Source organism: Vibrio sp. 10N.222.46.A1 (assembly GCF_041473595.1).
GTDB classification, from domain to species: Bacteria; Pseudomonadota; Gammaproteobacteria; order Enterobacterales; family Vibrionaceae; genus Vibrio; species Vibrio tasmaniensis_A.
Window position 1 is genome coordinate 1 of record NZ_JBFRSN010000015.1, and the last position, 14,360, is coordinate 14,360.

15 protein-coding genes are annotated in these 14,360 nt (G+C 44.4%); 5 read left to right on the forward strand and 10 right to left on the reverse strand.

Annotated elements, in window-relative coordinates; translation table 11 throughout:
- Window positions 1–72 precede the first annotated feature (72 nt).
- The 5 genes from AB4496_RS00620 to AB4496_RS00640 form a co-directional block, all read right to left on the reverse strand.
- Window positions 73–636, reverse strand: a complete 564-nt coding sequence (locus AB4496_RS00620) for a sugar O-acetyltransferase (RefSeq protein ID WP_032555162.1) — start codon at window positions 634–636, stop codon at window positions 73–75.
- A gap of 240 nt (window positions 637–876) precedes the next feature.
- Entirely contained in the window at window positions 877–1,875 is a 999-nt protein-coding gene (locus AB4496_RS00625) for a LacI family DNA-binding transcriptional regulator (protein WP_009845940.1), read from the reverse strand.
- 99 nt (window positions 1,876–1,974) lie between these two features.
- Window positions 1,975–3,414: a 6-phospho-beta-glucosidase gene (locus AB4496_RS00630; RefSeq protein WP_009845941.1), complete on the reverse strand. Its 1,440-nt coding sequence runs from the start codon at window positions 3,412–3,414 to the stop codon at window positions 1,975–1,977.
- A 170-nt stretch (window positions 3,415–3,584) separates the two neighbouring features.
- Entirely contained in the window at window positions 3,585–4,109 is a 525-nt protein-coding gene (locus AB4496_RS00635; RefSeq protein WP_032555163.1) for a hypothetical protein, read from the reverse strand.
- Window positions 4,110–4,160: 51 nt separating this feature from the next.
- Window positions 4,161–4,550 (reverse strand): VOC family protein, encoded by a 390-nt coding sequence (locus AB4496_RS00640; RefSeq protein ID WP_009845943.1) that lies wholly within the window; start codon window positions 4,548–4,550, stop codon window positions 4,161–4,163.
- 265 nt (window positions 4,551–4,815) lie between these two features.
- Between AB4496_RS00640 and AB4496_RS00645 the strand changes: the two genes are divergently transcribed.
- The gene (locus AB4496_RS00645) at window positions 4,816–5,646 is read left to right on the forward strand and encodes a DMT family transporter (protein ID WP_032555164.1); all 831 of its coding nucleotides are present in this window, start codon (window positions 4,816–4,818) and stop codon (window positions 5,644–5,646) included.
- An 88-nt stretch (window positions 5,647–5,734) separates the two neighbouring features.
- On the opposite strand, the gene AB4496_RS00650 is transcribed toward AB4496_RS00645, so the two are convergent.
- A complete protein-coding gene (locus AB4496_RS00650) occupies window positions 5,735–6,649 on the reverse strand; it encodes a LysR family transcriptional regulator (protein ID WP_032555096.1) in 915 nt (304 codons plus the stop codon).
- A gap of 186 nt (window positions 6,650–6,835) precedes the next feature.
- On the opposite strand from AB4496_RS00650, the gene AB4496_RS00655 reads away from it, so the two are divergent.
- Together AB4496_RS00655 and AB4496_RS00660 are read left to right on the forward strand one after the other, a co-directional pair.
- Window positions 6,836–8,908, forward strand: coding sequence for an alkyl/aryl-sulfatase (locus tag AB4496_RS00655; RefSeq protein ID WP_009845946.1), 2,073 nt, complete (start codon window positions 6,836–6,838; stop codon window positions 8,906–8,908).
- 281 nt (window positions 8,909–9,189) lie between these two features.
- Window positions 9,190–9,999, forward strand: a complete 810-nt coding sequence (locus AB4496_RS00660) for an SDR family NAD(P)-dependent oxidoreductase (protein WP_009845947.1) — start codon at window positions 9,190–9,192, stop codon at window positions 9,997–9,999.
- 62 nt (window positions 10,000–10,061) lie between these two features.
- Here the strand turns inward: AB4496_RS00660 and AB4496_RS00665 are convergent, their stop codons facing one another.
- Window positions 10,062–10,652 carry a TetR/AcrR family transcriptional regulator gene (locus AB4496_RS00665; RefSeq protein ID WP_009845948.1) on the reverse strand — a complete coding sequence of 197 codons (591 nt, stop codon included), beginning with the start codon at window positions 10,650–10,652 and terminating at the stop codon, window positions 10,062–10,064.
- Window positions 10,653–10,771: 119 nt separating this feature from the next.
- Between AB4496_RS00665 and AB4496_RS00670 the strand changes: the two genes are divergently transcribed.
- Together AB4496_RS00670 and tsaA are read left to right on the forward strand one after the other, a co-directional pair.
- Window positions 10,772–11,662 carry a DMT family transporter gene (locus tag AB4496_RS00670; RefSeq protein WP_032555097.1) on the forward strand — a complete coding sequence of 297 codons (891 nt, stop codon included), beginning with the start codon at window positions 10,772–10,774 and terminating at the stop codon, window positions 11,660–11,662.
- Between the two features lie 45 nt (window positions 11,663–11,707).
- The gene (gene tsaA, locus AB4496_RS00675) at window positions 11,708–12,109 is read left to right on the forward strand and encodes a tRNA (N6-threonylcarbamoyladenosine(37)-N6)-methyltransferase TrmO (RefSeq protein WP_009845950.1); all 402 of its coding nucleotides are present in this window, start codon (window positions 11,708–11,710) and stop codon (window positions 12,107–12,109) included.
- 57 nt (window positions 12,110–12,166) lie between these two features.
- On the opposite strand, the gene AB4496_RS00680 is transcribed toward tsaA, so the two are convergent.
- The 3 genes from AB4496_RS00680 to AB4496_RS00690 form a co-directional block, all read right to left on the reverse strand.
- A complete protein-coding gene (locus AB4496_RS00680) occupies window positions 12,167–12,868 on the reverse strand; it encodes a lipoyl protein ligase domain-containing protein (RefSeq protein WP_009845951.1) in 702 nt (233 codons plus the stop codon).
- A 134-nt stretch (window positions 12,869–13,002) separates the two neighbouring features.
- Window positions 13,003–13,599 carry a DJ-1/PfpI family protein gene (locus tag AB4496_RS00685; RefSeq protein WP_009845952.1) on the reverse strand — a complete coding sequence of 199 codons (597 nt, stop codon included), beginning with the start codon at window positions 13,597–13,599 and terminating at the stop codon, window positions 13,003–13,005.
- A gap of 157 nt (window positions 13,600–13,756) precedes the next feature.
- Window positions 13,757–14,290 carry a DUF6985 domain-containing protein gene (locus tag AB4496_RS00690; RefSeq protein ID WP_032555029.1) on the reverse strand — a complete coding sequence of 178 codons (534 nt, stop codon included), beginning with the start codon at window positions 14,288–14,290 and terminating at the stop codon, window positions 13,757–13,759.
- Between the last annotated feature and the right edge of the window lie 70 nt (window positions 14,291–14,360).

A 14,360-nucleotide genomic window follows, 5' to 3' on the forward strand; every position in this document is an offset into this window, starting at 1 on the left:
AGCATCTAGCATCTAGCAAGGATAGAAAAACAAAGCCCGAACCTAGGTTCGGGCTTTGTCATTTACATCTGATTATTGTCCGTTATCGATCGCTTTCAGCACTTTACACGGGTTACCGACTGCAACCATATTGGCTGGGATATCTTTGGTTACCACACTGCCCGCGCCAATCACGCTGTTTTCGCCAATGGTGACACCGGGGCAGACAATTACACCACCGCCAAGCCAAACATTGTCGCCAACATTAATCGGTGTGCCAAACTCAACACCCTCTTCAACTCGGCCTTTCACATCGAGTGGGTGGCCTGCGGTCAGGATTTGAACGTTCGGACCAAGCAGTACATTATCGCCAATAGTCACTTCAGCCACATCCAAAATCACGCAGTTAAAGTTAGCGTAGAAGTTCTTGCCCAGCTTGATATTCGAGCCGTAATCACAACGAAATGGAGGTTCTAAATGCGCATTTTCACAGCCTGGAATCAGCTCTTGCGTTGCTGCTTCCCATTCGGGTGTGTCAGGAATACTGTTATTGAGTTTTTGAAGTACCTTACGACACTCGATACGAGCGGCATAAAGTTCTTTATCCCAAGCCTGATAAGGTTCGCCTGCTAGCATTTTTTGTTTTTCTGTTTTCACGTTACTTACCTGTTCTCGCATTACTTAGCTATTTTCATATGACTTAGCTAGTTTCACATGACTTAGCTAGTTTCACATGACTTAACTGTTTTCACATTACTTAACTAATGGTGGTCAATTCATCGACCAAAAACGCAATATCGCACATCTAAATAACAGTGAATAAGGAGTGTTTTAGCTTGGTTTAAGAGATGCGCAGCTCGTCACTTTTTGTAGGTGAAATATGAAATTCTAACAGTGCTAATTTAGCTTCGCTATCGAATCACGTAACACCAAACTGCCGGTGGTATTGATGGTGGTCGCTTGCTCTGTTTCACCGACAATTTGCAGGATCGCCTTTTGCGTCATTTGCTCTAATGGCACACTGACAGACGTTAAGCTTGGCGTTAAAAACGCCCCCACTTTGCTGTTATCAAAACCGACGATAGAAACATCTTGAGGCAATGAATATTCCAGATCCGTTAACGCCTTAATCGCACCAATCGCCATGTCATCGTTTTCCGACAAGATAGCAGTGAATGTTGTTTTGCTTTTTGCCAGAGCCTGAGCCGCGTGATAACCGCTCTCCATCGTCCAATCACCTTGAACAACCTTGGACTCATCCAATGCAATACCCTGTTTAGTTAGCACATCTTGATAGGCTTGGTAACGCAACTCATCGGTCGAAGAACCGGCTTTACCACGAATCACTGCAATATCGGTATGGCCTTGCTCGATGATGTGCTCAACCATCAAACAAGCGCTCTGATAATGGTCGGTGGTAATGGCATGATTAGGCTTCGACGGCATTTCTCGGTTGAGTACCAGAATCGGTGTGTCAGTACTTTCGATGATCTTTGCAATCTCGCTTTCGGTTAAGCATTGCGGATAGATGATGATGCCCGCGCACTTCATATCCAGCAGGAAGTTGATCGCCTTTCTTTCGTCTTCAGCGCTGTGTTTGCCATCGGTGATCACCAATTGGTGGTTCGACTTTTCGCTATAAGAAGCCGCGTGATACATCAAGGAAGAAAAGTAAGGGCCATTGAACAACTCATTGGTGATTACAAAGCCGATGAAATTGGTCTTCTTGGTCGCCAATTGCTGAGCCAACAAGTTCGGTCGATAACCTGTTTCTTGAATCGCATCGAATACCTTTTTCACCACATCTGGGCGCACGATGTTCTTGCCATTTAAGACACGAGAAACGGTCGATTTAGATACGCCTGCGCGGTTCGCGACATCAAGCATGGTTACCATTCGCTTCTTTTCCTTTATAAAAAATTAGCCGACATAGGCCGACTAATTCATTGCAAAATGACAGCTCACAGTTCACATAACTGCGCTGGGAAATGCATTCTAAATAGTGGTACCGTTAGATGCAATCACGCCTTTATACCACTCGAACGACTTCTTGCGTTTGCGTTCTAGTGAGCCAGATTGATCGTTGTGCTTATCTACGTAAATGAATCCGTAGCGTTTTTTCATCTCGCCCGTGGTGAATGAAACTAAGTCGATACAGCCCCAAGGGGTGTAGCCCATCAAGTCAACGCCATCAATCGCTACGGCTTTTTTCATCTCTTTGATGTGGTCACCAAGGTAAGCAATGCGGTAGTCATCATTAATGCTGCCATCTTCTTCAATGGTATCAACAGCGCCAAAACCGTTCTCAACAATAAACAATGGCACTTCATAACGTTCATACAGAGACGCTAAACAGAAACGTAAACCTGTTGGATCAATTGGCCAGCCCCAATCGCTAGACTGGATAAATGGGTTATCGACCGAGTTCTCATGACCGCCGTCCATCGCTTCTTCGGTTGACTGATGCGAAGAAGAATCCAAGGTATTCGACATGTAGTAGCTAAAGCCTAAGTAATCCGCTTTACCTTCTTTCAAGATTTGCTCATCTTCTGGCTGCATTTCAATATTGAAGCCTTTGATTGCCCAGTCACGCTTAGCGTAATTTGGGTAATGACCACGAACCATCACATCTGAGAAGAAGTAACGATCACGCATCGCTTGCTGTGCCACCATGATATCTTCTGGCTTTGAAGAACGAGGATAGAAAGGCACCATCGCACACATTGCACCAATCTGAAGTTCTGGGTTGATCTCGTGACCTTTCTTAACCACCAAAGCACTTGCAACAAACTGATGGTGAACCGCTTGATACATGGCTTCTTGCGGCTTTTCACATTGCGGGAACTTAACACCAGAGCACAACCAACCGAAGATGTCTGCCGAAGTGTTCATCTGGTTATTTATCTCGTTAAACGTCATCCAGTACTTCACCTTGTGCTGGTAGCGTTCCATTACCGTAGTCGAGTACTTAACGAAGAAGTCGATCACTTTTCGGTTCATCCAGCCGCCATATTCGTTAGCTAGGTGGTAAGGCATTTCAAAGTGACTCAGTGTTACCACTGGCTGAATATCGTATTTCAACAGCTCATCAAACAAATCATCGTAAAACGCTAAACCCGCTTCACACGGCTCGGCTTCATCGCCATTTGGGAAAATACGCGTCCAAGCAATACTGGTTCGGAAGCACTTAAAGCCCATCTCAGAAAATAACTTAATGTCTTCTTTGTATCGATGGTAGAAATCAACAGCGACTTGGTTTGGGTAGTTTTCGCCGTCGATCACGCCGTCAGTGATTCGACGTTGTACACCATGAGCGCCCGCTGTTAAAACATCAACAACACTGACACCTTTACCATTCGCATCCCAGCCGCCTTCTAGTTGATGTGCTGCAACCGCACCACCCCATAAAAAATCGTTCGGAAATTCGTTGTTCATACCATTACTCGCTACAAGTTATTCGTGAAAAAGATCAGGATTAGAGAGCTCATTACAGCCCTGAAACCGATTTCAATAAAAGCAAAGATACAGATTGAAACCGGTTTCAGCAATGACTAAACGATCTTTTTCTGATCGAACTACAGACTAATCAAAAGTCAGCGTTACGATCAGTGCTCTTCAAAATATTGATCATGTGTGTGTTTGCTAGATTGGTCTTGAGTTCCGGGATAGAACTGAACCAAAGTCTGATCGGCTAGTGTGAGGTGAATCCAACCCTCTTTGACTTTCAGCCAATTGGTGCCGTTGGTCTCGTAGACGGCAGGAAAAATGCCCCAGCCTGATTCTGATACCTGCAACTCTTGAAAGCGATTAATCGGAGTGAGTTTATTGCTTCTGAAGTCAGCCTCGGAGTAAACCAACAGAGGCTCGATAGCATCGTTTGGCTTAAACTCATAACAGCTTACAGAGGCTGAAGTACGATCAAACCACTGGTAGGGTTGTGCGCCTGTTAAATCATAGACCGTACAGTCGTTAAATTGAATGGCCCACTCTTGGTGAGCTTTAAAACCGAGGTAACCTATGGGTTGTGATGGTTCAGGTTTCGAGTCCGTCTCCTGCTCATACACCGGTTCTGAGGTAGCACATCCCATAAGCCCAAGACTAAAAAGGAAAGTCACAGCAAGCTTCATCATTGTCATACCTCAGTTCCGTTAGTAGATGAGTAACTCAATTAAGTCTCTACATTAAACGGTAAGTTCCAAGCGATTACCATCAGGATCGAGCACACAGCTCTCATAATAGCCATCACCTGTTCTTCTTGGGCCATCTAAGCGCTCATAGCCGTCTTCGACCAAGCGTTGAGTCAGTTGGTCGACCGCTTGTTCCGAACCTAGTGATATCGCCATATGAATGAAGCCTGTGAACTGGTCATAGATATCGTCTTTCGATTCAGGGACAGAGAACATTTCCATGATCTCTAAGCGACTACCGCTTTCAAAAGACAAGAAATATGAATAGAAGCCTTTGCTTGGATTGTGATATTTCTGGTTGGACGTTGCACCAAAGTAATCCTCATAAAAACGTTTAAGCACTTCGAGTTGTTTGGTCCAAATTGCGATGTGTTCGATCTTCATTTTTATCACCTAATGTTTACATATGACACTAGATTACTCGTCAGACAAGGAAGGATAAACAGAACATAATTCATCAAAAGTGTTCCTATTTAATAGTCAGTTCCGTTATCAAAATGCCAACAATTAGCTGCACAGTATTGGTATCTATGTTTGTGTAATAGTTATCTTTCCTCCATAGTCAGGTTTTACACAATCAGAGATTCAAACTGTGAGCTTTTTAAAACTGATACTACTTGCGGCTATATGGGGAGGCTCGTTTCTTTTCATGAGAATGGCGGCCAATCCATTAGGGCCCGCAGTCTTGATTGAAGCGCGAGTTCTGTTTGCAGCACTTACTCTGCTTTTAGTTTCTTTCTATTTAAAAAAGAAGCTCTCTTTTCATGATCACGCTAAACACTTCTTCATTCTCGGGCTGTTTAACACCACACTTCCTTTTTTGCTTTTCGCTTATTCCGCGCAGACACTTAACGCCTCGACACTCGCCATCTTGAACTCTACCGCGCCAATATGGGCGGCAATCATTGGTGCGATATGGACCAAAACAGCACTCGAGGCGAAAGTTTTATTGGGACTTGGGATTGGGGTAACGGGAGTTGGCGTGTTAGTCGGTTGGGATGCGATGAACATTGGCCGCGAGGCTATGCTTCCTATCTTTGCAGCAGTGATGGCGGCCTTTAGCTACGGAATAGCGTCAAACTATACGAAACAAGCCCCTAAAGTTGAGGCATTCAACAATGCCCATGGCAGCATGTGGGCAGCGGTGTTGCTGGTTTTGCCATTTGTATTCTTTATTCCGATGAGAGAAACACCCGACGTTACGATCACTACATCGGTTATCTTATTAGGCGCGGTATGTACTGGGTTAGCGTATCTACTTTACTTCAATCTCGTCTCTGAACTCGGCGCACCTTCAGCCCTGTCCGTGACCTTCATCATTCCGGTATTTGGTATTCTCTGGGGTAACTTATTCTTAGATGAAGCAATTGGCATCAATACGATTGTTGGTTCAATTCTGGTTATCACCGGCACCATGTTGGTGACAGGAATGTCGCCAATGAAAATGCTCAAAGCCGCTCGTCAGAAACGCGCACAATAAGTTGATTGAATCCAAAAAACCTAATTAAAACCCTCAAGTAACAGAGACAAAAACGGCCTCCAAATGGAAGCCGTTTTTCATTGAATCGTTAACAGCTTTGAGAGCTCGTCATGTATTGTTGAATCTTGGTTCTTAACCATTGATGTGCCGGGTTTAAGTCTGTTCGTTTATGCCAAATCATATACTGTTTCATGGGCAATACCTCAAAAGGCTGCTCGAGTACTTGCAGTTGGAATCGCTCCGCAAACTGATTAGCAAAACCTCTAGATGTACTACCAACACAGTCGGAGCCAGAGACCAACACACACATCGTCATCAATGAATCACATTCGGAACTGACTTTTCGCTGCTGTATCGGATTTTTTGTAAAGTAATCCGCGGTGTAAAGGTGAGAGCGACGCATTCTGAAGGTGATGTGTTTCTCATGATAATACTGCGCTTCCGTTACCGATCCATCAATCCTTGGATGCCCTTTCTTGGCGATCAGCACGAGCTCATCTTCAATCACTTGCTGGTTCATATAGCCATTCACTTGTGGGTAGTGAATATCGATCGCTAAGTCGGCTTGCTGCATGCTCAAACTCTGCAGCAGATCTTCTTCATTGCTTGGCACCATATTGAATTCAATTGAGATGTTACCAAGCGTCTCGTCCTTTTCCACAAGGGGCTGAAGCTTGGTTAAACCGATCTCGTTGACCAAAATTCGAAACACATGATGCTGCTGATTATCGAACTGCTTTAGCGTGCTGACCGCGCTGGTTATCCCGTCCAATGCGGGCTCTACACGTAACGCCAACTGCATCGCTGCATTGGTCGGCGTTATACCTCTACCCTCTCGAATAAAAAGGTCTGTACCCAATTGTGCTTGAAGCCGTTTCAAAGCGCCGCTGACTCCAGGTTGAGTCATACCAAGCGATTCTGATGCAAGCGTGATCGACTTTAATCGGTACACTTCTAAGAACACGCTCAGTAGATTTAAATCCAACTTTTCCATGTCGCTCACCGTATTCTCTCTATCAATGTCGTCTTATCAATCATAGGTCAGGTTTTATCTTCGTTCCCTAACCATAGTACGACTCAATACATAGCTAATCGTGATGTGTTAACTAAAGCTTACTTTATTTTTTGCTATATGTCTTAGGCATATAATTTCCTCAACGAAACGAAATCCCGAATTGAAGAGGCACCTATGACTCCATCACGCACTTTCAAAAATGCATCACTGTTCCTAGCAATCTCTCTTGCGTTTCCTGCTATTGCAGCTAACCATGACCACGCACACTTTAGCGATATAGGCGATCAAGGTGGCAAAGACGCGACTGAGATGACGACGAAAGCAAACCAAGAATTCGCGAAAACGCTGAACTTCGAAGACACTCGCGCGTTCGACAATAACAACAAAGGGTTGATCGCGAGCTTCGATCAAGAAACTGGCGATATTATTCGCAACAGCTTCAACTTCATAGACCCTAGCGTGAACAATGCCGATCAAGCACCCGATTCAGTAAACCCTTCGCTTTGGCGTCAAGCCGTGCTGAACCAAGCTGCTGAAGGTTTGTACGAAGTTGTCCCGGGTAAGGTTTACCAAGTACGTGGTGCCGATTTAGCGTCTATTTCTTTCATCCGCAGTGACAATGGTTGGATTGCTTACGACGTTCTTCTCACAAAAGAATCCGCGGCTAAGTCATTAAAGTTCTTCAAGAACAACGTGCCTGATGGTGGCGACTTACCTGTCGTAGCGATGATTTACTCACACTCACATGCCGATCACTTTGGCGGTGCACGAGCAATCAAAGAAGCTTACCCAGACGTAAAAGTGTACGGTTCTAAAAACATCACTAAAGAAATCGTCGACGAAAACGTACTGGCAGGTAATGCGATGTCTCGACGTACCGCTTATCAATATGGCGCAACACTGAATCGTCATGAGCACGGTATTGTGGATGCGGCACTCGCGAAAGGCTTGTCGACTGGCACCATTACTTACGTATTGCCGGATTACGAACTTAACCATAACGAAGAAATTGAAACGCTGGTTATCGATGGTCTAGAGATGCAATTCATGGATGCATCAGGCACTGAAGCGGCATCAGAAATGGTGACCTACATTCCGAGCATGAAGGCACTTTGGACTGGTGAGCTAACGTATCAAGGCATGCACAACCTCTACACATTGCGTGGTGCAAAAGTACGTGATGGCTTGAAGTGGTCTAAGAAAATCAACGAGATGTTGGTCACTTGGGGTGAAGATACCGAGGTGCTATTTGCCTCTCACTCATCGCCAATTTGGGGCGAACAAGAAATCTCTGACTACCTAAAAATGCAGCGTGACGCTTACGGTTTCACTCATAACCAAACACTTCGCCTTGCGAACAATGGTGTTGTTCTGCAAGACATTGGCGACGAGATCTACAAAGTCCTGCCAGACAGCATTCAACAGTCTTGGCACACCAATGGTTACCACGGTACTTACTCTCACAATGCTCGTGCGGTGTACAACATGTACCTTGGTTACTTCGACATGAACCCAGCCAATCTGAACCCACTACAAATTCACCCAGAGTCAGTTAAGTTTGTTGAATACATGGGTGGCAGTGACGCGGTGATTGAGAAAGCGCAGCAAGATTTCCAAGAAGGTGAATATCGCTTCGTTGCAACGGCACTGAACAAGGTTGTCCAAGCGGAACCTGAGAACAAAAAAGCGCGTGGTTTACTGGCCGATACTTATGAACAGCTAGGCTACCAATCAGAAGGCGCAGGGTGGAGAAACATCTATCTAACAGGTGCTCAAGAACTGCGTATCGGCACACAACCGGGTGCACCAAAAACGGCTTCTCCGGATGTATTGGCGAACATGACCATCGAAAACTTGCTGGATTACTTAGCGGTAAAAGTGGACTCATTGAAGGCGCAAGACACGCCGTTTACCATGAATATCCAATTACCTGATGTGAAAGAGTTCTACTACGTAGAGATGTCGAATGGCAACCTGAACAACATTCAAGTGAGCGAACTGCAAGATGCCGATACCACACTGGTCATCAACAAATCAGATGTATCAGACATCGTACTGAAGAAAACGACACTCAACCAATTATTGGAAGATGGCCAAGCGGGCGTGAAAGGAGACAAAACATCGTTGAACAAACTGCTGTCTTCATTGACAGAAGCTGACACCTCTTTTGAGATTGTTCCTCGTCCAAACAAAGGCGAAGAAGTCGACGCTGAGTTGTACCAAGATTCACACGAGCACGCTCACTAAGCAGCTCTTAGGTAAAATAATTACAACGTCAAACTGGCCTAAATAGGCTGAAACAAGGCTAATACGACCAAGCCTCAACCATTAAACTGGTTGAGGCTTTTTTGATTTGAGCTTTACTCGATATCAAGAAAATAAAATGAAAAGCCACACCCTTGTTTCACGGTTTCTCAATCGTAATACACATCCGTACTTTCTATATCTCAGCATGTGAAGTAGTAGAAACTTTGTGCAATCAAACTTTGTTATAAAAGTTGTCCGGACTCTTTATTCAAGGAAGGAAGATGCGAAAAAAGATCATGATTACAGGTGCGACAGATGGTATCGGTTTAGAGACCGCGAAAATGTTAGCCCAACAAGGGCATCACATCCTTATCCATGGACGTAACCCAACAAAACTCAGCAAAGTAGAAGCCGGCCTTTCTCGATTATCCAAGGATGCGATTATCGAAAATTATGTTGCTGATCTCTCTTCTCTTTCTGAAGTTAAAGCCCTCGCCAACCAAATAAAGTCGAAGCATGAACAGCTCGATGTACTCATTAACAATGCTGGCGTATACAAGGTTTCGGAAGTCACCACCTCAGACAACCTTGATGTACGTTTTGTTGTGAACACCATTGCCCCTTATTTACTGACTCAAAAGCTGCTACCACTTTTTGATGCCAACGGTCGCATCGTCAATCTATCTTCAGCCGCTCAGTCATCGGTCGATCTCGAGGCACTTGTCAGCCCAAATCCTGACGCTTTAGATGGCCCCATCTACGCACAAAGTAAGTTGGCGTTAACGATGTGGTCAATCCATCTAGCGCACCAATTAAGAGATCAAGGGCCTCTAATCATTCCCGTTAATCCGGCCTCATTTCTTGGCAGTAAATTGGTTAAAGATGCGTATGGTTTGGAAGGTAATGACTTAGGGATTGGCGCTGATATCTTATGCCGAGCCGCACTATCGGAAGAGTTTTCTAACGCTTCAGGGAAGTATTTTGATAATGATTCGGGGCTATTTAAAGCCCCTCATGCTGATGCATTAAATACGGGGAAAAATCAGAAACTGATGACGACTCTCGACCAGTTACTTACAGAACTGCTCTAGCCAATGCCACGCTCACTAGTCAGATACAATGAGAGCTCCGTATTTAGGAGCACTCCACAACATCAATCTGTATTCAGCGCAGCCAACAAAAACTCCGTACTTACGCGAGCATGTTGCTCAATATCTTGTAGGTTTGGTTTTGGCATCCCCATCAACACGCCGCTTCTCAAGCTTAATAGCATTCCCGTCCAAAGAGTAACCTTAGTGGCGACATCTTCGGTATCAAACCTATCCTTGAAAAACTGAGCGAGTGCAATATCGGTTTCGTTTTCACCTACCGACATAAAGCTTTCCAAGATAGCGGGAGACTTACCGCTTTCTGCAATCAATAGCTTCAACGTAGCGATATGTTCGTCCGACAAATGAAACGCCAAAAAGGCCGTAGCGAACCCATACAATGCCTGATAATTATCAGAGATTTTTAACTGCTCGACAGAAAGCTCATCAAACTGAGCCCCCATTTGCTGCAATGTCGCTTTGAACAACACATCTTTTGATGAGAAATATCGATAGAGCGTTTGTTTAGTCATCTGGGCTTCGCTTGCGATCACATCCATGCTCGCGAGCGTAAAACCTTCAGCTAAAAAAACAGCTTTAGCAGCTTTTAAAATCGCGAGTCGTTTCTTCTCTTTGTTCTGCTCAATCTTACTCATTACTTCATCCACCCCAAAACAGAGATCATACTTTAAAGTATGATTTGTGTTGACTCAACCAATTCTTAAAATCATACTCGCTGGTATGATTTATTGGTAATAGATAATTGGATAGAGAAATGACGACAATGAACCTCCCTAAAACTGAAGCAAGAAGCACACGAACCCTCGGCTTTACCCTCGCGATCGCAGGTGCCGTGTTAATGAGTATTGATCCAATCTTCATTCGTTATGCCGGTGTCAGTGGATTCGATACTGCCTTTTTGTTCGGCTTATTCAGCGCGATCTCGATGCCGATTTTGCTTAAGTTCAACGACAAACGCGGAATACGTAAAGCTGTGATTCAGAGCGGTTGGCCATTGTTGGCTGCGGGTATTCTTATGCTCGGCAGTGCCTCAGGCTTGGTGTTCAGCATTAAGATGACCTCGATTGCCAATACCTTTGTGATCCTTAGTGCCGCCCCTGCTGTTGCCGCTGTTTTCAGCTGGTTGATCTTGAAAGAAGCCACTAGTCGATCGACTTTGGTTGCCATTGTTGCGGTGATGATTGGTATTACGATTGTGGTTTCAGGTTCATTTTCTTCAGGCAATTGGATGGGCGATGCGTTGGCGGTATTCGCAGTGATCTGTTTATCTATGATGTTTACCTTGCTGCGTAAATATCAAGACGTCAGCCGATTGGCGAGTGTGGGCCTAGGTGGTTTGTTGCTAGCGGTTGTGATGTTTTTCTTCGCAACGCCATCAAGCTACAGCGTTGAAACGTGGTTAATCATGGGCATGATGGGCTTGTTTACGGCACCTGTCGGCAGAGTGTTATCTATGGTCGCAACGCGCCACATTACCGCGCCAGAGGTATCAATGACTCTGATGTTGGAAACTGTATTAGCACCAGTTTGGGCGTTTATCTTCTTCACCGAAATTCCGCCAACGACCAGTATTATCGGCGGTGTGGTGATCTTGATTACGATCTTCATCTACACCTTAGTGACCATGAAAAACGATGACAAATAAATCGATTAATAAAGAGATAAATAAAGAACTAAATAGGAGCTGAAGATGTCTGCAGAACTGCAATTTATTGGCCGAATTGCCACGCCTTATCACTCGGCTTCGGATTGCCCGAATAATATCCAACCGGACAACGGCCCTCTCGGTGAAATCAAGTTAGACAACGCGTTTCAGCCGGGTTTACAAGGCTTAAACACCGGCGACCACATCTTGATCTTGTATTGGTTAGAAGGCGCGAATCGAGATGAACTGATACAAAGCTGGTATGAAGAAACACCGACCAAAGGCACCTTCGCACTACGTTCACCGCACAGGCCAAACCCAATCGGTGCCGCCGTGCTACCGATTGAAAAAATCGAGAATGGCACCGTAACCGTGAGAGGCTTGGACTGCTTGAACAACACACCACTGTTGGATATCAAGCCAGCGATCTATAAAGAGAAGGGATAAGCGAGAAGTTGGCCTTCCTAAACCCAAAGCGAGCTGTGCGTTAGCCAAAGGAAGGCATTACGCATACTTGATGAAAGCTTGGCTTAACTGCTGAAAGAGTGAATCTACGTTGGGAAGGCTCGTCAAATGCGCGGACAAGGGAGTATGAACTTGCGCATCCACCACGGTTGGATTTCCACAAACTTGATTATAAAAATTCACGGCCGCAACGATGTTCTCTAGGTCGACATCCAACAAGATACAAGCTTGCGAAAGTACGATTTGGCCGCCCCCTTGTTTAAGCAATACACGTTGTGCAGTACCCACTATTTTTTGTTTATTGATATTGAGGTTGTAGTCACCATCACAATAAGAGCCAGGAGTCGCGTGTACATCCACATCGACACCTAGTTCTTTAAAAAACAGGGTTAAGACATTGCACAGATGTAGATACGCTTTTTGGATGTTGTAAGCTTCATCACGAGGCCAATGGTAGATGTGCGACAGGTTAATGATCCCCGGCAATTGAGGAACGGGAGCGCCACCTGTTTTACGCGAGGTAAGTTGCCAGCCTTGTGCCGCAAGTTGCTTTCTAGACTCTAACGTCACTGGCCACTTTTTACCCGCAGGCAAAACAAGTGTCGGCGTTTTTGCTTGCCAAAGCATTAAGGCTTGCGCAATTTCACCGGCCTGTATTTGCTGCAATAACTCAGCTTCTTTTTCAAACGCACGATCAACATCAATGTGCGGGTAACGTACGAGTTTATTCGTTAACTTCAATGCACTTTCCCTCTACAGATTGTGGTGACCGACCATTTAACGCTCTGAAATGGTTGATGATAGATAGGGCTATATGGGATGGAAACAGCGCCAAAATTTAGCTATTGGCACTATAGTTGTTTGTTAGGCAAAATTTACAGATACGCACCGACTACTGACATACAGTGCTGAACCGTGCTTTCTTTTTCACCGACTGGCGCGACATAATGAATTGCCGATTCAGCATCCGCCCTACTCGACAACTTGCTAATTACCCAGGTAGCCAAGTACTTTGATGACAAACAACCACCTGCTGTCGCAAGATTACCTTTAGCATAAAAGGGTTGGTCTAAAACGGTAACTCCTGATTCGACAACCCAAGGTTTCGTTGTTAAATCGGTACAAGCTGGTATTTGATGCAGTAAACCAAGTACTGACATGAGCAACGTACCTGAACATTGTCCACCAATTAACTGAGTTTCAGGGTTTAGCTTTAGCCTTGAAAGTATATCTCTGTCTTTCGCAATATCGCACGTTAGTGCACCACTGCCAAATAATACGACGTTGGCTTGGTTAGCAAACTCGAGAGGCTGTTGAGATTTGATTGTCACTCCGTTCATTGAAGTGACGTATTGAGATGGACTCGTTATTTGCACATTCCAACCGGCGTCTTTCATGCGGTTCAAAATGCCCGCAGCTATAAATGAATCCAGTTCATTAAATCCGTTAAAAGTTAGTACAGCAATATCCATATTTATTCCTATTTGCCTAACGCCTGCATAACACGTTTGCTACCATGCAGATTAAGCTCAAATTTACCACTGAACACGGTAAACTCAAAGAAACCTAGAATGCCGAATGTGGCAAATCGTGTTGATGCATTTGTTATATTCACTTTGCAACGAATTATCACTCGAAATCAAAGCCCACCGAGGAACTTCCAGTCTCTACTAAATCTAAACCTTTAAAATTAGCTCCTGCGCCATGCTCTTCCTCCCAATTACAACCGAATTCAATTCCGAAACGAGGAATATCCATAGTACTATCACCTTTGATATGAACCGCTACAATCCCACAAAGTTTTGAAAGATCTTTATGCGTTGAAATTTGAGGAACGATATCATCAGGTTTTTCATCAATCAGGCTATCGATTACTAAATCACGCATATACCAATATTGTTCAACAAAAGACTCAAGCGATTTATTCAGTACACCTAGCGCATTTTTTTCAATCCAACTCACTACATCAAAAAACTCTTCTGTTGATAAGTCTTTATCGCAACAAAAGTGGATTGTACCATCTGATTTTTCAGGACTTGAGATACTTCCATATGCACCGTTTCGTATTTGTAAACCAGCAAAGCCAGTGACTTTTTTCGATGTGTATTTAAAAAACTCATCAGTGGTAGTTTCTGGGAATTTACATTCCTTTACGTCAAACACTGTACCCTCCTTTGTGAATATAACAGTTCTTAGACAGAAAAATTCTGTATTTAATATAGAATTTTTCTAT